The sequence below is a fragment of the Shinella curvata genome, assembly GCF_022899935.1.
Taxonomy (GTDB): Bacteria; Pseudomonadota; Alphaproteobacteria; order Rhizobiales; family Rhizobiaceae; genus Shinella; species Shinella curvata.
This window is the reverse complement of the sequence record NZ_JALJCJ010000012.1, coordinates 1-19,320: the sequence shown is the minus strand read 5'-3', so window position 1 is coordinate 19,320 and position 19,320 is coordinate 1. Positions and strand designations below refer to the sequence as shown.

Annotated in this window: 18 protein-coding genes; 7 read left to right on the top strand and 11 right to left on the bottom strand. The window is 57.5% G+C overall.

From position 1 onward, the window contains the following. The first annotated feature begins 86 nt into the window (after positions 1-86). Genes MUU55_RS28180 through MUU55_RS28170 form a run of 3 tightly spaced genes read left to right on the top strand, consistent with a single transcriptional unit; the run spans position 87 to position 4,219 of the window. A complete protein-coding gene (locus MUU55_RS28180; RefSeq protein ID WP_244764094.1) occupies positions 87-2,474 on the top strand; it encodes a hypothetical protein in 2,388 nt (795 codons plus the stop codon). Between the two features lie 12 nt (positions 2,475-2,486). After that, a complete protein-coding gene (locus MUU55_RS28175; protein ID WP_244764093.1) occupies positions 2,487-2,993 on the top strand; it encodes a hypothetical protein in 507 nt (168 codons plus the stop codon). Next, positions 2,990-4,219: a COG3904 family protein gene (locus tag MUU55_RS28170; RefSeq protein WP_244764092.1), complete on the top strand. Its 1,230-nt coding sequence runs from the start codon at positions 2,990-2,992 to the stop codon at positions 4,217-4,219. Before MUU55_RS28175 ends, MUU55_RS28170 begins: the two co-directional genes overlap by 4 nt. Positions 4,220-4,245: 26 nt before the next feature. On the opposite strand, the gene MUU55_RS28165 is transcribed toward MUU55_RS28170, so the two are convergent. Continuing rightward, positions 4,246-5,634, bottom strand: coding sequence for a COG3904 family protein (locus tag MUU55_RS28165; RefSeq protein ID WP_244764091.1), 1,389 nt, complete (start codon positions 5,632-5,634; stop codon positions 4,246-4,248). Positions 5,635-5,768: 134 nt separating this feature from the next. Further along, positions 5,769-6,095, bottom strand: a complete 327-nt coding sequence (locus MUU55_RS28160) for a hypothetical protein (RefSeq protein WP_244764090.1) — start codon at positions 6,093-6,095, stop codon at positions 5,769-5,771. A gap of 74 nt (positions 6,096-6,169) precedes the next feature. On the opposite strand from MUU55_RS28160, the gene MUU55_RS28155 reads away from it, so the two are divergent. Then, complete coding sequence (locus MUU55_RS28155; RefSeq protein WP_244764089.1) at positions 6,170-6,523, top strand: ethanolamine utilization protein; 354 nt, start codon at positions 6,170-6,172, stop codon at positions 6,521-6,523. A 331-nt stretch (positions 6,524-6,854) separates the two neighbouring features. Here MUU55_RS28155 and MUU55_RS28150 read toward each other — a convergent pair whose 3' ends face one another. Then, the gene (locus MUU55_RS28150; protein ID WP_244764088.1) at positions 6,855-7,271 is read right to left on the bottom strand and encodes a DoxX family protein; all 417 of its coding nucleotides are present in this window, start codon (positions 7,269-7,271) and stop codon (positions 6,855-6,857) included. Between the two features lie 108 nt (positions 7,272-7,379). Here MUU55_RS28150 and MUU55_RS28145 point away from each other — a divergent pair, with 108 nt between their 5' ends. Continuing rightward, on the top strand, positions 7,380-8,276 hold the full coding sequence (locus tag MUU55_RS28145; RefSeq protein WP_244764087.1) for a LysR family transcriptional regulator: 897 nt from the start codon (positions 7,380-7,382) through the stop codon (positions 8,274-8,276). Positions 8,277-8,336: 60 nt separating this feature from the next. On the opposite strand, the gene MUU55_RS28140 is transcribed toward MUU55_RS28145, so the two are convergent. The 7 genes from MUU55_RS28140 to MUU55_RS28110 form a co-directional block, all read right to left on the bottom strand. Further along, positions 8,337-9,098 carry an aquaporin gene (locus MUU55_RS28140; protein ID WP_244764086.1) on the bottom strand — a complete coding sequence of 254 codons (762 nt, stop codon included), beginning with the start codon at positions 9,096-9,098 and terminating at the stop codon, positions 8,337-8,339. Positions 9,099-9,241: 143 nt separating this feature from the next. After that, positions 9,242-10,459, bottom strand: a complete 1,218-nt coding sequence (locus MUU55_RS28135; RefSeq protein ID WP_244764085.1) for a trans-sulfuration enzyme family protein — start codon at positions 10,457-10,459, stop codon at positions 9,242-9,244. A gap of 54 nt (positions 10,460-10,513) precedes the next feature. Then, positions 10,514-11,476, bottom strand: coding sequence for an arginase family protein (locus MUU55_RS28130; protein WP_244764084.1), 963 nt, complete (start codon positions 11,474-11,476; stop codon positions 10,514-10,516). Positions 11,477-11,536: 60 nt separating this feature from the next. Continuing rightward, complete coding sequence (locus MUU55_RS28125; protein ID WP_244764083.1) at positions 11,537-12,229, bottom strand: ABC transporter permease; 693 nt, start codon at positions 12,227-12,229, stop codon at positions 11,537-11,539. Then, positions 12,226-12,897: an ABC transporter permease gene (locus MUU55_RS28120; RefSeq protein ID WP_244764082.1), complete on the bottom strand. Its 672-nt coding sequence runs from the start codon at positions 12,895-12,897 to the stop codon at positions 12,226-12,228. The genes MUU55_RS28125 and MUU55_RS28120 overlap by 4 nt, the downstream gene beginning before the upstream one ends. Positions 12,898-12,920: 23 nt before the next feature. Continuing rightward, on the bottom strand, positions 12,921-13,685 hold the full coding sequence (locus MUU55_RS28115) for a transporter substrate-binding domain-containing protein (RefSeq protein ID WP_244764081.1): 765 nt from the start codon (positions 13,683-13,685) through the stop codon (positions 12,921-12,923). A gap of 65 nt (positions 13,686-13,750) precedes the next feature. Beyond that, positions 13,751-14,518: an ABC transporter ATP-binding protein gene (locus tag MUU55_RS28110; protein WP_244764080.1), complete on the bottom strand. Its 768-nt coding sequence runs from the start codon at positions 14,516-14,518 to the stop codon at positions 13,751-13,753. A gap of 474 nt (positions 14,519-14,992) precedes the next feature. Here MUU55_RS28110 and MUU55_RS28105 point away from each other — a divergent pair, with 474 nt between their 5' ends. Next, positions 14,993-16,273, top strand: coding sequence for a hypothetical protein (locus tag MUU55_RS28105; RefSeq protein ID WP_244764079.1), 1,281 nt, complete (start codon positions 14,993-14,995; stop codon positions 16,271-16,273). A gap of 99 nt (positions 16,274-16,372) precedes the next feature. After that, a complete protein-coding gene (locus MUU55_RS28100; RefSeq protein WP_244764078.1) occupies positions 16,373-18,055 on the top strand; it encodes a MarR family transcriptional regulator in 1,683 nt (560 codons plus the stop codon). A gap of 105 nt (positions 18,056-18,160) precedes the next feature. On the opposite strand, the gene MUU55_RS28095 is transcribed toward MUU55_RS28100, so the two are convergent. Continuing rightward, the gene (locus MUU55_RS28095; RefSeq protein WP_280519165.1) at positions 18,161-19,078 is read right to left on the bottom strand and encodes a LysR substrate-binding domain-containing protein; all 918 of its coding nucleotides are present in this window, start codon (positions 19,076-19,078) and stop codon (positions 18,161-18,163) included. Between the last annotated feature and the right edge of the window lie 242 nt (positions 19,079-19,320).

Genomic DNA, 19,320 nt, shown 5'->3' with positions numbered 1-19,320 from the left:
GCAATCTTGACGGGAGTACGCCGCGACAACTCTCGGAAATCGTTCGACAACCTGTGAGCAATCCGGCATGAAAATGCGGGTGCTTGATGGGGGATGATTTGTACGTACCGCCGTGGACGATTTTTGCTGGTCTCGGGGCGCTTGATCGCCGCGAGCTGAGCAATCTCATCGCAAGCTTCGAGGCCACAACGCTGTTGTCCATGTCGATGGACCGCGTCACCGATGTGTTGTCACGCTTCCAGAAAGACAGCCAGTCGTCAGACGCCACGGCTTTCGCCCGCCGCTTGAAGGGTGCCGCGGACACGTTGTTCTCCTCCGAAACCTCAGATCGTGCGTTGCGAATTCGCCTGTGGGTCAGGATCGCAGATGCGCTCGATCTGGACGCGACACTCCCGTTGTCTTCGAGAAGAGCCAATTCCGTTGGCGCAGGCGTGGCGCACAAAGCGGCGGCCGTGATGGCTTTGCCCGTGGCCGATGAAAAAGAGGAGTTGACGCAGACAGGAATTCAGAAGGCCTGGAGGACTGTAACGTCGCTCTTGAGCCGCCCCCATCATGATTTTCCTTCTCTGGTTGCCGGGCAGGCGCAACTCGTCGCGAAGGCTGTGGCCGAGGCCGCGACATCGGGTGAGATTCCAGGGGAACTGGCGAGCGCTCTCGGAGAGCGTGTCCGTGACCACATTCGAAGCCTGCCACCCGAACTACAGGATGACGCCATGCGCGATGCCCTGACGGCGGGAGATCGCGCAGCCTTTACTGTGCTTGCCGCCGGGACTGCGGCATTCTCTATCGGCATGGGCGTGAACCTGGCTGGGTTCAGCGCTTACATCCTCGCCGCCCAGGCGTCGGCGTTTATCCCGTTCATGAGCGGGCCAGCCGTTGTGTCGACTCTCTTCATGCTCGCGAACCCGCTCTTCAGCGTTCCGGCGGTCCTCGGTATCGGGTACTTCGCGAACAACTATGTGAACGGCGGGCAGGCCGCCAAGCTCGCCGCCATCGTTTCGGTCCAGCTTTCACTTCGAGGGCTATCGGCCGAGAGGGATGGCCTGGAGGTCCTACTGAATGGATTCCGGACGGCGACCGAGGTCGACATGGCATCGCTACCAACGGCGACCGCGGCGAAGACCACATCTCGGAACGTTACCATCGCCAAGCATGTCGGTGGGCGGTTGCCAAATGCGCCTGGCAATCTAAAGAGGGCGGCGCTTTCCTCTGATCGGCGAAGCGACCTGCTTGTCGGCGTACTCTCGAAGAACCGCGGCGATGCGCTGGAAATGGCCGCTGTAACGACACTGTCGGCAAGTGACATGCTCTACAACGCTGTATCCATCGATCCGATGGTTCTCGCCGCGGCGGATTTCTCGCGCACGGAGGACCTCGGAGACCTCTTCCGGTTCGGTGTGTTTGCCGAGCGCATCGGATCGATGAGCGAGGCCGCTGCGGCGGGAGCGGGGAATAACCTGCGTGGTTATGTTTCCGAACAGCTAGTCGCGGCCCGCCTGTCGGAAGTCGGCCATGTGGTAAGTTTTCCAGAGACGTCGAACAACGCGGGTTTCGATCTCCTCGTAGACGGCGTGCCGTTCCAAGTAAAATGCCTGCAAAGCCTCGAAGGCCTGCGAACGCATTTCGCGAAGTATCCCGAAATGCCTGTGTACGCCAATGCGGAGTTGGCGGAGGCCGTGATCGACAGCGGTGCTGATTGGGCTAAGCTCGTGTTCTACATCGATGGTTTCGACCGCGAGATTGCCGACCTCATCATGACCACCTCCCTGGAAGCGGCCGAAGCGCTGGGCGATCTGAATGTGCCGTTTTTCGCAATGGCGGTTTCCTCGGCACGAAACCTCCACAGTGTCTGGCGCGGCCGCATGCCCCTGTCGGACCTGCCGTTCTCGGTTGTTATGGATGCCAGCGTCAAAGGCGGACTTTCGGCCATTGGCGCGCTGTCGGGCAAGGCTATTGGCCTGGTGGCTTTTGGCCCGGCCGGGGCGCTGATCCTGAGTGGCGTCGGCGGTATCAGCGCATTGGTCGGCGCGGGCTGGACGAGAGAGCAGGCAACACGGTTGCTGTCATCCGAATGGCTCTCTGACCTTGACGCCTCTACTGAGCGGTTCCGCGCCGCGCTTCTGGCGGTTGTCCGGGGCAAGGTCGCGATGCTCGAGGCGAAGAAATCCCTCGTTCCCAGCGTGCTTCCCGAGATCAATGACTGGATCGGCGCGCGCTTCGCAGACGACATCGTATCTCTTGGTGAAGTCACGTACGATATCGAGATTGCAATTCCGTCGTTGAGTCAGCCGGCAAAGGCACGAGCCTGCCTCGCTGCCATGGATGCGGCCAAGGTTCACCCCCTTGCGGTCGAGGCGGAGTTAGCGGACCTTTTGAAGGTGCTTGGGTCCGAGCCATCGAAAGCCGCATCCGCTGGCAGGAAAGTCTCCGACGCATGGTCCGCGTTTAAATCGAAGCTGCCCAGTGCGGGCTAATGGAGGTATTGCATGCAGGCGTTGATCGGGGTGGCGAGGTCCAGAGTGATGTTATTGATCGCCGCAGCAGGCGCAGCGGGAACGCTGTCTGTCATTCCCGTGCAGGCGCAGGACGATCACTCGATCTACTACGGCTCGCGTGCCGGCATGCACGTGACGACCGTCTCCAAATCCGGAATCGGTACGTCAAATGCCGTTATCATGATCAAGCATACGCCCAAAGACGCCAAGGCGTACTGCGTTGAATACGAGCAGGATTATTCGATGGCCTGCGTCAAACGGACGATGGCATCGGTAAAGGTCGGCGACAGGGTAACGGCGAACTGCAAAAAGGGGACTTGGACCGACGTTTACGGCGAGGGGTATGTCCTTGAAGGTAAGTCGAGGTCCACTGACCTCATGGCTGACTATGTCGTGCGTAGCGTAAAGTCGGGCGAAGTACTCGACGGTTCATCGGCCTCTGGCTACCCGACCGCATTAAGCGTCTTCCAGGAACTTTGCCCTGGTGTTGCTGAATGATACGTCGCCTATCCGTCGTCACCATGCTTGCATGCTTAGGCTTGACGGCTCCGGTAAGCTCCCATGCCGCCGACGTTAAGTTCGAAGGGATTACGAGCGGGCAGTTCGGTCCAGAGGCACGCTTCAGGCTCGAGGGCGAAATCGTTGAGGCCGACAGTGCTCGTGTGAAGCAAGCATTGGCGGAAGCCAACATCTCAGTTCAACAAGACCCTTGGCGACGGATCGTCATCGCACTGAATAGTCCGGGCGGCGATTACCACGAGGGACTAAACCTCGCCTTGGCGTTCCGTCGCCTCGGTCTCGCCACCGTCGTACGTGAGATGGACGCCTGCTACTCGGCCTGCGCCGTCGCATTTCTGGGGGGCGTCGATCTTCCGAAAGACCCGACCCCTGTCGGCGATGGTGATTCTATCCCCGATCAGAAGCCGTCGCGCACGCTTGAGAAGGGAGCAAAACTGGGATTTCACGCGCCGTATCTCTCCGTTCCCGAGGGGAGTTACGACGCAGCCCTGGTACAGGATGCCTACAGAGCGGCGGTTCTGGGTATCGCGCGATTAGTAGCGGTCGCGGATCGCCTCCATCTCGTTCCAGCCGAGTTGCCTCGCTTGCTCGCTCCAGGCCGTGACGAAATGTATATGGCCGACGACGTAGATGCAGTCCGTGTTCTCGGCATCACTTACAATGACTTCTCGTACCAAATCCGGCATGGATATCCATTTTCGCATTCCATGATCCTGAACGGATGCGTCAACCGCTACTACCATCTCGGGCGTAGAAGCAGTTCCGACGGCTACCAGATTGCGTTGTCTTCGCTCGAGGAGTTTATCGAAGGTTCCCAGCTGATGGAGAACGGCGAGGACGCTATTGCGTTCGGCGTTCGCTCAATCGGGCAGGGGACGGTGTCAACGTGGCTGGCCTACATGCCAATTGCCAAGACGAAGGACGGTAATCGCTTCGTATGGTGTTTATTCTCGCCAGGCACCACAGGGCCAACGACATTTTACAAACCAGCAGGGACCATCGAAGAGCTGTTCTCGGAGCTCAAGGGAAAGGGCGATCTCTGGGACTTTACCTCATCGCCAACGACGATCACGCTTTCGACGGGCGATTGGGTTGACGATATGATGCGCGCAATTGACCTTGTTCCGCCACACACGAAGTTGGACGATGTGGCAATCCAACTCGAATCCTATCGCAAGTCCGAGCAGGCGATCACTCCTCGGTAAGCTGTTATCACGGGTCCGAGGCGCTATTACAGCTTGAAGCAGAAACGGTTCCGTGTCTCGCTGTTAAGCGCGCACAGCGTATATCCATCGTCGGCGTAGGGAATGGACGGCTTGCCGTTTATCGTGAAGAAGTCGCCGTCGCGTGCAAGAATGGTCTTGTTGCCTGTCGGCCATACGAATTCGTAACGGTCGGATCGCCGATTATCTACGATGACATTGATATTCAGAGTAGCTTCACAGGGTTCAATCTCCCGTTCGCCAGTTTTACTGAAGACGGCACACGTGGCGGACGCTTTCGCACCGACTATCGATCGTGGGGATGTGGCATCCGCGCTGGTAGCCGCTCCGCCGAGCTCTTCGAGAGTGAGGCCTGGGCGATATGAAGCAAGTTGGTTGATCCCCCAACTCCGGTCGGCGAAATTATCGACGGTGCAAGCTCCCTGACCCAATAGGACGTTGTACATCCCGTTGTACCCGCAACCTTGCAGGCCGTTCCCATTGACGGCGATAACGCATCCCGCTTCGGAATACCCGGCATCGCTACTCGTCACCGAATAGTATTCGGTACCATCCGCGGTCTTCAGGAGTTTGACGACGGACTCGTCCTGCGTGACGGGTTTCGTGAATTTCCGTACATCGACGGGGTCCTTCATCAGGCCCACTTGCCAATGGAAGGAATTCTCGCACGCATAGTACGCGCGTTCTTCAGGTGGGGCTGATTGGACAGGAAGGCCTATGAGTTCGATTTCGAAGCGGCCAGCTTTCTCTACGGTATCGATGTAGAAGAAATCGTTGCCGATATGGCCGAGCATCTCCTGAATCAGGTCAGGGCGCATCATCGTCGAATTCGACCAAGGGACCAGATTGTTGGCGAGCAGCATGATCTTGCTCATGTCCTCCAGCGCAACGTCGTGGGCGACGGCCAGCGCTTTGGTACTGATCAGGCTTTCTTCCTTCAGGGCCAGGAACGGGCGATGAAATCCGAGCTTACCGGTGACGTGAAGCTTGCGATTGACGAAGGTCACCTCAGGTCCCTGTGCAATTCCCATCATGAACATGATGGCGCACATGGAGTAGCATTCCGCACCTTCGTCGATGACCGTGCCAACGCCGTTCTTGTACAAGAATTCAGCGAGTTTAACGCCCTCGGTGACGTTTCCTCCCGGACTGTTCAAACAGATCGTGTCTCGCGCCGAACTCTCGCCATCGACACCGAGAAACTCCTTGGCGGCGATTTCGACTAAACGGGAGAAGTCGCCTGAGACGATCTCTCCTTCAAGGGAGAGAACACAGGTCTCTTTGGAGGACTTCCTTATGTCAGCACCAGAGGCCGCGCCTGCCTGAAAGAATACCAGTCCGACAATGGCCATCCACGCCAAACAAACCTGCCACGATGACCTGTACAGTTTCCCCATCTGCCCCTCCTGTAAAGCTCGCGTCATTGATCCGCCTCGATCCCTTCGGGCTGATCGCCTCGAACCTCTGTTCCTTCTGCTTACCTTATTTCCTACGTCGTTGCGGTGAAGTTTCGGTTGATTGGCTCGATCGTCTATTCAGGCTTTTGCCAGTAGTGATCGATGATGTTCTGTCCGTTGTTCACGATACGCTGGCCGATTTCGGGATCGCCGCCCTTCAACGTATCCGGATCACCACCGCACAGACGCACGAACAGAACCTGCTGGGTCGCGAACGTGAAGTAGTCGCGACTGGTCGGTTCGAACTCGAGGCCTGCCATTGCGAAACCGTCCGCCACCTCGGTGGCCGCGTCGTCGATGGCTTTGAAGACCTTGTCGAGCATCGCGCGTTCGGCCGCTTCCCTGATTTCCAGGTATTTGCGCTGTTCCGGTGTCGGGATCGCACAGGTGTTTTCAGTCATGTCTTCTCCATCGGCAGTGGTTGGCGGGCCTTGCTTCCGCGCTATGTGTTGGCAGACAACATAGGAGCAGGCTGATGAAGGTACAAAAGTTCAGCGTCTCGGACGCGAAGATGATCAAGTCGCCGGGGCAGGATGCGGAAATCTATGTCGGAAATCTGGTAGACGAACGAAATGGCGGCCCTGTGACCATCGGATACGGACGCTATGCGCCCGACCAGTCGCTGACGGAGACGATGGAAGTGGATGACACGATGATCGTCCTCGAGGGGCGGCTATCTGTTTCCACATCCGATGGCACCGCTACGGCAGGTCCGGGCGATATCGTCTACATGCCGAAAGGGCAGGCGGTTACGATCATGACCGAAGGCGAGGGGGCTCTCACGGCTTTCGTGACGTATCCACATTGGGCCGAGGCCCATAAAGGTTGAACGGGAATCTTTGCCGATGTTCTTGTCACCACTCCGCTGGGCCACGTTCGCCTGGCGAATACAGTGAACAGACATGTACAAGGTTGTCCGCGTGCTCCCCGCAGCCAGAGTGCCTCCGGTTATCCCCCACAGCCGCGCTCGCGATCCGCGAGGCCCTCATACCATTACAATATCATCTCCGTTTAGGAGCTTGACGAATAAGGTGTCGAGGCGCTCAGGCGGCTTAGCCACCCGATCGATGACAATGAGCCTCTCGACGTGACGGCGATCTGCCTACGAGCAAGCAGATTTTTGCTCGTAGGCAGATGCGATAATTTGGGAACGAGAATCCCTAGTTGTTTGTCCTATCGCGGAATGACGGCACCAATGCGTGAGCTCCGTCTCCGAGGAGTGCGATGCTGATGAGGGCGAGGCTCCAGAAAAAGGGATACTCCCAGCCGCCGCCCGTACTGCTGAACTCCCATCCGTTTCCGGAGTGGGCCCAGGTTGCACCGAGCAGTACGGCCGCTGCTGCGACAGCAGCAAGACGTGGCTTCACGCCGGCGATTAGAGCGATGCCCGCAATAACCTCAATAAACAGGATCAGCCACGCCATCGGGCCCGGCAGGCCAAGCGATTGAAAAAATCCGACAGTGACCGGCATTGTGAGCACGAACACCTTGAGATACAGCGAATGCGCAAGCAGAGCCACGCCCGTCAATACGCGCAGAAGAAGGATTCCGTAGGGGGCGAATTTTGTGTCGATCATGATAGCTCCGTATTTAGCGCTTGCGAAATTGCGCGCTTGGAAGCGCCTTGATTACGTTGTGCGTCTCTGCGATAAAAGTCGCAATTTTTTCGAATTGAAAATGCAAAAATGCACAATTGGGATTGGGACGATCTGAAGTACGTGCTTGCCGTCGCGGACCATGGGAGCCTAGCTGCCGCGGCGCGTTCGCTCGGTGTAAATCACTCGACGGTGCTACGGCGCATCAGCTCTTTCGAGGCCTTGAATGGCCTGCGCGTCTTCGATCGACTTTCATCTGGCTACACTCTTACGGAGACCGGAGAAGACTTGCTCGAATCCGCCCGGCAGATGCAGATGATCGTCCGCCAGTTGGAAGGCAGATTACGCGGGAAGGACGAACGACTAGAGGGAGCGTTAAAAGTCACCACCTGTGACACCCTGATGGGATCGGTGCTTCCACGAATACTCGCGGGGTTCAGTGAAATGCATCCTGGGATAACGGTCGCGCTCACCACTGGTAGTTTCGTGACTGACCTCGCCCAACGAGATGCAGACGTGGCCCTTCGAACGGGAGACAGCGCGCCTGATGCGCTCGTCGGGCGACGGGCAGTCGATGTCAGCTTCGCGATCTATGGCACTCAAGAGCTGATAGAACGGAACAACGGCAAGACGCCGGCGGAATTCGACCGTTGGCTAGCGCCCGACATGACCCTTGGCGGCATGAAGATTTCTCGTTGGCTCGGGAAAACGGTTCCCGAGACCTCGATTGCCATGCGGGGGGACTCGCTGGTCTCTCTCCTACGTGCCGCTGAATGCGGTCAGGGCTTCGTTGTCCTGCCCTGCTATCTGGGCGCTTCGTCGCGCAATCTGCGAAAGGTAGATCACCCGGAATTCGACGCGATGGCAACCGGACTATGGGTCCTTACTCACAGTGACCTCAGGAAGACTGCCCGCGTCCGCGCGTTCACAGCATATGTCTCAAAGGAATTTCGTAGAGCTGAAGCTCTTTTCCGTGGCTCCGTTTGATGTCCGATGACTAGCTCCTTGGCGTGATCTACGGCGGAGATATCTGTCACCGCGCCGCCACTAGCGGCGCTCTGCAGTCGCTCCCGCCGGAGACGTCAACCACCGCGCAAGCCCGACAGCGAGCCAACTTCCCAGACATTGAGCAAAAACAAAGGCCAGGACGTCTACGGGGCGAATGCCCGCAAGGCTTTCCGTGAACGCCCGCGCGATCGTCGTCGCCGGATTCGCGAACGAGCTCGACGCAAAGAGCGTCACCGACAGGACATAGACGCCGACGAAGGCGGATACCGAGTTGGGGCGAAACCTGATTCCAAGGAAGATCGTGAAAATGAGCCCGAAGGTAGACACTGCTTCCGCGATCCAGACAGGAAACCCGGTTCGTACGTGAACGCCGACGGACAAGAGCGGCAAACCGAACGTGACATGTACGAAGACAACGCCGATCAATCCGCCGATCGTCTGCATGCACATATAGGCAACGGCCTCGTTCCTCGGTATCTCGCGCTCGAGAAGCATTGCCAGACTGACCGCCGGATTGAAGTGGCCACCGGAGATCGGCCCAAGGAGCTCGAGCAAGACGAACAGCGCAGCGCTGCAGGATATCGCGACACAGAGCATGACCAACGCCGGCACATCCGTCATCGCGTTGGCCATTACCGCACTTCCGACAACTGAAGCCGTAAGCAAGGCCGTCCCGAGGAACTCGGCAACGAGGCGTTTTGAAAGTGAATGGTTCACCGCGGTGATCTCTGTTTTCGGCGTTTGGTGTTGAACAGACTGCGACTGTGTGTGCCCATCGCTATCGCAGAATGCGATGGACACACTAGGTTGCTATTTCGCCAACAGTTTCTTGAGAGCCAGTGTTAGTTGCTTGAGGACGTTCGCGGTCGGTGCAGCCTTGGGCTTGTTCTCCAGGTCGGTGCGCTTGACCGAAGGGTAAATCGGTACAAGAAGACCCCGGATCATCACGCGGCTTGCTCCGGAAATGTCAGCGCGAGCGCGTTCTTGATGTCGGAGATGATATCTTCGGGGTCTTCGAGGCCGATCGATAGACGGAGATGACCGTACTTCCTGAAATTCTCCGGGTACCTCTCCGATCCCCCTCGGCCGCCCCCGCCAACGTGGACGATGAGCGTCTCATCGTGTCCAAGAGACACTGCCGAGGTGATGACTTTGAGATGTGAGACAAATCGGTTCTGGGTATCCGGATCACCATCCACCGCGAATGCCATCATCGCCCCGTAACCCCGTCCGCCAAACTGGCTTTTCGCCAGTTCGTGCTGGTCGTGGGAGGCCAGCCCCGGATAGGTGACGAACGCTAGGCGTTTTTCGGTTTCGAGATACCGCGCCACCGTCTCGGCCGTCGAAAATTGCTGTTTCAACCGGAGTGGAAGCGTCACGGACCCGCGGGTGATCAGCCACGCGTTGAAGGGAGATATGGTCGCACCGAGGTCTACGAGCGCGTCGGCCTTGATGTGGTGGATCAGCTCCTTAGCCCCGATGACAACGCCGCCCATCGCATCGCCGTGGCCATTGATGTATTTCGTTAGCGAATGAACGACCAGGTTCGCCCCCAGCTCCAAGGGACGGAAGAACGGTGGAGGCGTGAACGTCGAATCCACTGAGAGCATCGCCCCGGCCGCTTTGGCAATGCCTGCGAGGCTGGCGATGTCGGCAACTTTCGTCGTCGGGTTGGCAATGGATTCGGTGTGTATGAGCTTCGTGGTCGGTCGGACGGCCGCACGCACCGCATCCATGTCACCCATGTCGACGAACGTCGCATCGATGCCGTAACGTTCGGGCAGGAGCTCGGCGAAAAGCCGCCAGACGGCTTCATAGGTTACATCCCCTACGATTACGTGATCGCCGGACTTGAGGAAGGTGAAGAAAATTCCGTAAAGCGCTGCTACGCCTGTGGAAAAGACAGCTGCATCCTCGCCGCCCTCCATAGCGGCTAACTTTCGCTGCAGGCAGATTTGATTGTGCCCGGAGTTGCGCGTGTAGGAGGGGTTGGTGGTGTCCGACCAGTCCTTCATCGATGGATCGTAAGGGAGCGTATAGGAGTTCGCCATCACGATCGGCGTGCGAATGGCCCCCGAGGTCTGGTCTACCTCGTTGCCACCATGGACCGACAGAGAATTGAACCCGAGCGATGACAACTGATGTTTGTCTGGTCTGGACATGAGAGCTCCTTAGGAGAATGGGCCTGAGTAAAAGACACCCAGGCTGCGGGAGGTTCAGATAGTCTGTCGAACGATGACGCCGAGTGCGGTCGTGATCAGACGGGCGACATTGAGTGCTCCGATGTCGTCCACATCGCGTTCCGGCATGTATTCGACGAAGTCCATCGCCGCGATCTTGCCCTTGGTGGCCGCACCCTTGATGAGGTCGACCATCTGGTAGTAGCTGAGGCCGCCGGGAGAGCGCCCGATCACGCCGGGGACGATCGAGGGATCGAATGCATCCGCGTCGATGCAGATCACGATGTTGCTTCCTGGGGGAATAAGGTTGGTGACGGCATCGATCCCCGCCTTGTGGTACTCGTAGGCGGTGATGAACTGCACGCCGCTCTTAACCGCGTCTTCGTAGTCCGTGGTCGCCGCTGAGCCGATCCCGCGTGCACCAACCTGGATGATGCGCTCTACATGGTCCATTTCGGATGCGCGGCGCATGGTGGATGATAGACCGTGGCTTTCCCCCATATGTACGTCACGCCAGTCGATGTGTGCGTCGATCTGGAGAATCGTGAACTTGCGGCCGCTGCCGTCGCGGCCGAGCGCCTCGAGCATCGGGATCGGAACGGAGTCATCTCCACCGAGCAGGACCGGGACGGCACCGCCGCGCAGGATAGCGTCGATGGCATCGCCGATCGTCTTCCTGTTAAGTGCGTAGTCCTTCTCATCGTACGGAAGGTTGCCGCAGTCGACAGGACGACTGGAGTTGCTCGGGAAAACTGGGCCGCCGTGGTCGAAGTCGTGCCGATCCACGTTGGCCGTCAGCGCACCGGTGGCACGGCGTAGCGCGTCCGGGCCGTTCCGGCAGTACGCGCCGACTGACGCATACGGGGTAGCCCCGGCAGCGCCAATGATCGCGACGGGGGCATTGATCCCGTCGAGCGACGTGCACGCCTCCAGGCCAAGAAATGTCTTGGTTTCCGACGCCGCGCCATAGAGCGCACCGAGATTTGGCTTTTCAGTCATTTGTCGTCTCCTTCGTTTTGCCGCTCGGGGCAATATGGTTGGAATGGTCGGACTTGGGAGCTAGATGCTGCGAGGCTCGAGATAACCAGCAAAGCGTCGCTGGACGATCTGGAACGAGGTGATGATGACGAACGTGATGGTGAGATAGATTCCAGCCGCCGTTACGTACGGTTCGAACTGGATGTAGTTGTCGAGCGTGATGCGCCGGGCGACACCCGTCGTCTCCAGCAGCGTGACGGTGCTGGCCAGCGAGGTCGCATGCAACATCATGATCATCTCGTTGCCGTAGAGGGGAAGCGCGCGCGTCAACATCGCGGGCACGAGGATTCTGATCGCCTGCTTGCTCTTGGGGAGCCCGTAGGCCCTTGCGGCTTCAAGCTCTCCTACAGGTATGCTTCTAAGCGCTCCGGCGAAAATCTCGGTGGTGTAAGCGGCGGTGTTCAGGACGAAGGCAAGAAGAACACAGACCAGTGGACTGGAGAGCCAGGGCCACATGAAGCTGTGGCGGATCAACCCGAACTGCGCGAGCCCGAAGTAGATCAGGAACAGCTGGACGAGCAGCGGGGTACCCCTAAAAAGTAGGGTGTAGGCACTTACGGCGTATCGCACGCCGGAGCGGGCGCTGTTCCTGAGAAAGGAAAGCGGCACGGCTATGATGAAAGACAGTGCCAACGACGTAAACGCCAGGAAGAGCGTCAGTTTCATACCCGTGAAATAGAGCGGGATATTCTCGACGATGATGTTCCAGTTCATGGTGCGAGCTCCTTGACGCCCATGGACGTCCGTTTTGCCACGATCGTAAGCACGATCATCGAGCACACGGTCAGTGTCAGGTAAAATGCTGCCGCTACGAGGAAAAAGGTGAAGGGCTTGCTCGTCGCCTCCGCGGCACCCTTGGCCCTGAACATGACGTCGTGCAGGCCGATCAACGAGGCGAGCGCTGTCGCTTTCGCTAAGACAAGCCAGTTGTTTGTGAACCCCGGCAACGCAAGCCGCGTGAGCTGCGGCAGGATGATCCTGAGGAAAATGGCGGACTTTGGCAGGCCGTAGGCCAACGCCGCCTCGACCTGTCCTTTGGGGATGTTGAGGAGCGCCATGCGGAAAGTCTCGGTCATATAGGCACCGAAGATCAAACCAAGCGTGCCGATAGCAGCACCGATGGGCGGGAACTCGAAGCGGACGTCCCAGCCGAGTGTCCCAGCTGTCTGGTTAAGCAGCGACGGGAGGCTGTAGAATATCAACAACATCCAGACCAAGTCCGGAATACCGCGGATCACGAAGGTATAAACCGCGGCAGTCCTTCTCAGGAACCTGTTCTCGGAGAGCTTGGCAAACGCGGCCGCCAATCCGATCACCGTGGCAAGTACGAGCGAGCTCAGTGCCAGCAGCAGGGTCGTCGACCCTGCTGCCAGAATGCTCACGGAGAACTCCGAAACCATCGCTCTTACTCGCCGAAATACTTCGTCATGAGGGCCTTCAGCGTGCCGTTTTCACGGACCTTGCTGAGCCCCCTGTTCACGTCCTCGACAAGTTGCGTATTGTTTTTCCCGATTGCGATAGCGACGCCTTCGCCGAACTCCTTGGCGTCCTTTCCGGTCATTTCCGGACCGGTCAGCTCGAAGTCCTTGCCGTCGTCCGTCTTGAGGAAGCTGTGAACGATCTGGGCCTGATAGCCTAGAACGAGATCGGCACGGCCGTTCGTGAGGTCGAGGAAAGGCGCGCTACCGGAGTCGTAGCGCTTGATCGTCGCGCCGGGCATATGGGCGGTGACATAGGCGTCCATCGGCGTACCGGTCTGGACGGCGATGATCTTGCCCGTAACACCCTCGGGCGAAATCGTGATGTCCGCACCCTTCTTGGCAGCGAAACGGAAGATCGGGTGGTCGTAGATGTCGCTGAACGCAACGACCTGACGACGCTTGTCGGTCACGGTCAGCTGTGAGATCAGTGCGTGATATTTCCCTTCGATCAGCGATGGGAACATGCCGTCCCATGCCGCGCCGATGATGTCGCAGTCGAGTTCCGCTTCCTTGCAGATGGCTTCCATGAGCTCGATATCGAAACCAATGAGCTTGCCGTTTTCGTCAATCGACTCGAACGGAGGGAAGGTCGCATCCGTGGCGATCGTGACCTTCTCGGCGGCGAAAGCCGGGGTGAGGAAGGTTGTAGCCAATACGAGAGCGCATGCGGAATTGATGAGAATCCTCATTGTTCTACCTCTGGTGATGTTGGGTTTCTTGTATTTCGCTGAGCCGCCTCTCTCCCAAGAGATGGTCAGTGTTTCAGGCGACCTGCCAGAAATTGTTGGAGCCGTGGGCTCGACGGGGAATTGAAGATGTTCTCGGGCGATCCTTCTTCTTCGACCAGCCCCTGATGGAGGAACATCACGCGGCTCGACGCATGGCGGGCAAAGCCCATCTCGTGCGTCACAACCACCATGGTACGGCCTTCCTCTGCCAAGGTCTGCATGACCCGGAGGACCTCGCCGACAAGTTCGGGGTCCAGCGCAGAGGTTGGCTCGTCGAAAAGCATGACATCGGGATTCACGCTAAGCGCTCGTGCAATAGCAACACGCTGCTGTTGGCCGCCGGAAAGATGGGCGGGATACTTCTCAAGGACGTCGAAGCCGAGGCCGACCTTCGCCAGGTTCTCCTTGGCGCGTTCGCAGGCCTCAGCCCTTGGAACGCCGAGGGCGCTCATGGGGGCTTCGATCACATTCGACAGTACGGACATGTGGGACCAGAGACAGAAATTCTGGAAAACCATGGCCAGCTTGGCTCTCATCGCCTGGAGCTGACGGTGGTTTGTCGGGCGAAGGTAACCGTCGCGTTCGAGTTTAGTCGAGAGGACATCACCGTTGATGGAAATCTGTCCTGAATTTGGGCGCTCGAGGAAGTTGATGCAGCGGAGAAACGTACTCTTACCGGAGCCGCTCGCACCGATTATACTAATCACGTCACCGGAGTTCGCTTCGAGCGAAATGCCCTTCAGCACCTCGAAATTACCGTATGATTTGTGGATATCCTTGACAGCAAGATTCATTACTTGCGTCCCCCTTTGAAGTCGTTCCCGTGATCGTCATTTTTATTTTCCTTGTACCCATCCTAGTTATAAAAATTTGTGACGCGCAAATGACCATTCCTCACCCGTTACATGATCTCACGTCATGAATCGCGGCGGTGGTTCAAAGGATTGGACGCGTTTTAATCCCGCATGTGTGAACAGCGGTCACGCTTCGCTCGATGAGAGGCTACTAATAAGCGTCGCCGATAGGGTCGGCTACCTGCCCGATAAGTCAGGTGTCGGCGCGCCCTCGCCACACCCTTCGACAACGAGGTTACAGCGTGCGACTTTGTTGCATTCGTGCAATCTCAGGTGGTTGACAGGCGTTCGACTTTGAGCCATTTCGGAAGTGGCATTCGACATCATTTTCGTTAGGCATGACACACGTCCAGCGGTTCGCTGAACGTTGAATCTCCCTTCTACGTCGGAGACCGTCGAACACAAGGGGGGCGCATGACCGACTGGATCAGCCAGACAAATAGAAGACTCCAGCAGGCCAAGGCCTACGCTGACGAGCCTGAAACCTTGAAATTCTCCATCTTCATTTTGTGGCTCTGCATGCGCGACGCGGAGGAAGATGTGTGCAGCACCTATCGGTCGCTTTCCGAGAAGAGCTTGGACGATGCTGTGGCCGGGATGGTCCTTGAAAACGTCTTTGGTCAATTTGATGAGAAGGTGCAGACCTCGGCTGCGAAAATGAAGATTTTCGAGTCACTTGCCATCCGACTACGTTTTCTCGAAGACCTGTTCTTTCTTACGGACGACGCCGCGGTCTCCCGTAGGGCGAGTTTCTACGAGGTTTCGTTCGAAGATGAAGGCGGGTTCTTCATCAACCGTGCTCCGAAAAACCGCTTAGCCAAGGGTGGGGAGCCGTTTTACCGAAGGGCATTCAAACGCGCTCGAATGCTCCCGTCCAAAATCGGCAAGTATCGTATCGACCTCAAGGTCCATGACGATGCCGCAGGACGGGTGCGTATGGCGGCGGGAAAGCCATTCCAATTGGGTGCTGCCGTTTTCGACAAACTCGAGTTCGACTTAGACTACGACAACGACAACCATTTTGTTGTCACTTCGACATCATGTCCGGGTCATTTCGCGTCTCTGGTGGGCGGGATCGAGCGCGCCTCGAAAGAAGACTGCGCTGGGGCCATTTATCCGGAGCTGACTTTGCCCAGCTCCATGATTCAAGACCTCCGGCTGGCGCTGGCCAGCGACCAGATCATCACCGACGGCATGAGTTTCGTGGTGGCGGGGTCGAGCCACGAGAAGCGGGAAGATCAGCTGTATGAAAACGAGTCGGTCATGCTCGACATGATCGGAGCGCCAATCGCGCGCCATAAAAAGCTCTACCGCTACAGTGAAGTCGGAATTCAGGAACGTATCGAAACGGGCGATACGATCACAGTCGTCCTCCTTGCCGATCGCGCGGTGTCGACGGCGATATGCCTCGACTACTGTAACATTTTCGACAATCCACCGTTTGATCATCTCGATGTCGATCTTTTGATCGTCCCGTCCTGCGGAGGCGTCACCACGATGAGGCGACACGAGGACAAAGCAAAATTCCTCTACGATCAGAGCAAGATGAAGACCGTAGTGGTTCAACAGCACTACGACGAGCACAATTCACCCGCTCCAAGCGACTTGATCGGGTATTTTCTTTCCCCCGTAGACGGCGGGCATGTCAGGGAAAATGCGTCCAGCGGGGAACCCTGGCGACGGCTGACACTTTAAGTGGCAATAAAAGATGACTCGCTTTCTGCGCAACCCGATGTAAAGCTTTGTGAAGCATTATATGTGGCATATTCGCATCGTATTAGGTGTTGTTGACTGATGGGAACCGACGCTCTGGAATCCGCAATCCGCCGCAGGGCGATTGGTGGCTTGCTTCAACCAGGTAAATCGCCTGCGGATGCTTTTAGCGCCGTTAAGGCCTACCTTGCCGACGGTGGCACTGCCCAGGCCCGTGAAACCGTTTACGAAAAAGTCCAGAGTTTGGTTTTTCACCTCATCGCGGGGCGGCGGTTTGGTGGCAGCCTCGATGAATGGGCCGTCGTGGTCGGCCGGATACGAGGCCTTGTCGAGGTCAACGACAGATTGTTGGCAGAACGCTTTATCGTCCTGGGGGAACTGCTTGAGCAAGCCCACCACTTCGCGGACGTACATTCGGTAGCAGATGTCCTGTCCAAGAAGCATGTTTCCGCAATCTTGACCGCCGTTGGGGCGAATCCAGACGGTGTCGACCGAAAGCAGCTCCTCGCCTCGTTTAATCTGGGCGACGCAAATCTCTCGAGAATACTAACCAACCTTGTAACCGCAGGACTCATCGACCGTGAGTGGGAGGGTCGAGACGTTACGGTGAAGCTCAGCGAGTACGGTCGGAAAATATACCTGGAAAAGTTAAGGGGTCAGAGCGATCTGGCGTCGCCATCAACTCCGTTCACCGATGCGTCTAGCCTTGAGCAACTCCGATCGGATTGGCCGGATAAGCATGTCGGTCTTGCGGTCTGCAGTGGTGAACGTCTCCTGTCCTGGGATCGAGGGTTTGAACAGGTGATGGGAGTGGGGTCAGGCACGTCGGAGATAGCTGTTTCAACGTTGCGGCAGCGACTTGCGGGAATGGCAGCCGTATCTGACGACGTCTCCCCACACGAGGTCACCCTTCCGGACGGGCGTACTTTCTCTGTGAAAGAACACGCCTGTAGGGACGGTCGCTCAATCTGGCTCAGTGTGGATGTGTCCGACTACGTGAAACGCATCGAGATGTTCAAAAAGCGGGAGACAATCCTCACGCAGGAACTTGCAAAGCTGCGGTCGATATCCAGCAAAACTCCACATATCTACCCGGACACCATCCCCGGACCGGACTTATTGAACGTCGTAAGCGCATTGAAGGCCGATATCCTCATGCCTTTAACGACAATATTCGACTCGGCAACATCCCTTGGAAGCAGGCTGTCCAACTTCAACCACGACTACCAGGAGACGATTCACAACATCGCTAGCTTGACGGAGCGGATCAGGAAATTGACGAGAGCGCTCGTAAGGGCCGGGGAAGCCCCACGTCAGGATACGCTGGTTTCCGAAGATTTCTCGCCCAACGAACTCGTTCGGGAGATTGTGGAAAATCTGTCGAACACCTGTCTCGTCACGGGTATTCAAATCGACAGCAGAGGTGTCGCATCAAGACGCTCGATCAGAGGTGACCGGTTGGGATTCGAGGCAACGCTGGTGAGCTTCCTCGGGTGCTTCTTCGATCATGCCAAGCCCGGCGCGACGGTGTCTATCGGTTCCGAGTGGCATGGCGATGCCATGCGAATGTCATTCGAGGCCCCGACTGCCGTCTATCTTGCCCATAGTTCCAGTGATCACCTCTTATCGTTGCCGCTGTGCGTTCCGCATAAGGCTGGCTACGACGCGAAGATGACCGTCGAACACGGCAAGTTGCATGGTGAGTTTGAAATCTTATCCGCCAAGAAAGCCCGTACCAAAGCGATCGCCGTGAGTGATCGTTAAACTTGCCAAAGCACAGGTGGACAGGATGCATATGGGGCCGCTGTTCGCGCGCGCCTCTGAGTGAATCCCTCCCTAATCGCCCTTATAGGGTCGAGTGGAACATAACTACAGGGACGCGAGCAGGTTCGCTCGCCCAAACTGCGGCAGGAGCCACCGTAGAAAGAGCCGAACCGCGGGACGGGAAAGGTTGCGATCCGTAGATAGTACGTGCCATGCCCCGAAGATATCGATCGCGTAAGGAAACGGCTTGACGAGTGTGTTGCGTTTGAGGTCGTGGGCAGCCAACATATCGCTGACCAGCGCAACGCCCGCGCCATGTACCGCGAGGCCGATCGCCATGCCTAGATCGTTACAGTAGAGATGGCGTGCATCTTGGTCGACACCCGGAAGCCCAACCTCTGCAAACCATCGCCTCCATTCCGACCCGTCATCCCAATGGAGTAGCAACGTCCTGCTGAGGTCTATCGGTTTGGCGGACTGTCCGCCGATGCTGTCGAGTAGACGAGGGGTGCAGACGGGTGCGACATTGACCTGATCCAATGACGCCGACCATCTGTCGGGCCACCCTCCATTCCCGAACACCAGCCCGATGTCAGTGTCTTTCACCTCGTGTACTCTGTGGTTGTCCATGAAGGTGATGTGGCACTCGATGGATGGGAAGTCGCGGCAGAAATCGCCCAGGTTCTTTGCCAGCCATGTGTTCGCGAACATCGGAGGGCAGGCGATTTCCAGCTTGCCGCCGCCGTCCTTGAGGTCTGCCAGCCTTAGAGCAGCGTCGGAGATTTCCTGAAGGGCTTGGCTGACTGTCTTCGCGAGAATTCGACCAGCGTCAGTGAGCGTTAGTCCGCGCCCCGCTTTGACAAACAACTCGTAGCCTAATGCTTCCTCTAGGCGGCGAATCTGATGACTGACGGCGCTGTCCGTTAAGCTGAGCTCGTCGGCAGCCTTTGTCAGGCTCCCATGACGGGCCGATGCCTCGAATGTTCGTAAGGTTTGAAGAGGGAGATGACGAAGGTTCTTCATAAGGCGCGTGGACCCGAGTTTTCTCCATCGACCTTACGTTATCCGCGTCTGGATTTGGAGTAGGACTGTCCACTCAACATGTTTGTCTCCCGAGCGGTCCCACTGTGAAATACGGTGTTATTCGACACTGGGAGGATCAGTGAACGTGCTGGAGGAAGTCCCTGATGACCTGCCACTGAGAATTTCCTCCAGAATGGATTAGAGTCTGGCCTATTGAGGACGGACTTATGAAGAAGCAGCGA

Coding starts and splice junctions, on each gene's coding strand:
- MUU55_RS28110 (WP_244764080.1), bottom strand. CDS start 14,518: ATGAATCTTGCTGTCAAGGATATCCACAAATCATACGGTAATTTCGAG.
- MUU55_RS28175 (WP_244764093.1), top strand. CDS start 2,487: ATGCAGGCGTTGATCGGGGTGGCGAGGTCCAGAGTGATGTTATTGATC.
- MUU55_RS28155 (WP_244764089.1), top strand. CDS start 6,170: ATGAAGGTACAAAAGTTCAGCGTCTCGGACGCGAAGATGATCAAGTCG.
- MUU55_RS28095 (WP_280519165.1), bottom strand. CDS start 19,078: ATGAAGAACCTTCGTCATCTCCCTCTTCAAACCTTACGAACATTCGAG.
- MUU55_RS28170 (WP_244764092.1), top strand. CDS start 2,990: ATGATACGTCGCCTATCCGTCGTCACCATGCTTGCATGCTTAGGCTTG.
- MUU55_RS28145 (WP_244764087.1), top strand. CDS start 7,380: ATGCACAATTGGGATTGGGACGATCTGAAGTACGTGCTTGCCGTCGCG.
- MUU55_RS28180 (WP_244764094.1), top strand. CDS start 87: ATGGGGGATGATTTGTACGTACCGCCGTGGACGATTTTTGCTGGTCTC.
- MUU55_RS28130 (WP_244764084.1), bottom strand. CDS start 11,476: ATGACTGAAAAGCCAAATCTCGGTGCGCTCTATGGCGCGGCGTCGGAA.
- MUU55_RS28105 (WP_244764079.1), top strand. CDS start 14,993: ATGACCGACTGGATCAGCCAGACAAATAGAAGACTCCAGCAGGCCAAG.
- MUU55_RS28150 (WP_244764088.1), bottom strand. CDS start 7,271: ATGATCGACACAAAATTCGCCCCCTACGGAATCCTTCTTCTGCGCGTA.
- MUU55_RS28115 (WP_244764081.1), bottom strand. CDS start 13,685: ATGAGGATTCTCATCAATTCCGCATGCGCTCTCGTATTGGCTACAACC.
- MUU55_RS28165 (WP_244764091.1), bottom strand. CDS start 5,634: ATGGGGAAACTGTACAGGTCATCGTGGCAGGTTTGTTTGGCGTGGATG.
- MUU55_RS28160 (WP_244764090.1), bottom strand. CDS start 6,095: ATGACTGAAAACACCTGTGCGATCCCGACACCGGAACAGCGCAAATAC.
- MUU55_RS28100 (WP_244764078.1), top strand. CDS start 16,373: ATGGGAACCGACGCTCTGGAATCCGCAATCCGCCGCAGGGCGATTGGT.
- MUU55_RS28135 (WP_244764085.1), bottom strand. CDS start 10,459: ATGTCCAGACCAGACAAACATCAGTTGTCATCGCTCGGGTTCAATTCT.
- MUU55_RS28125 (WP_244764083.1), bottom strand. CDS start 12,229: ATGAACTGGAACATCATCGTCGAGAATATCCCGCTCTATTTCACGGGT.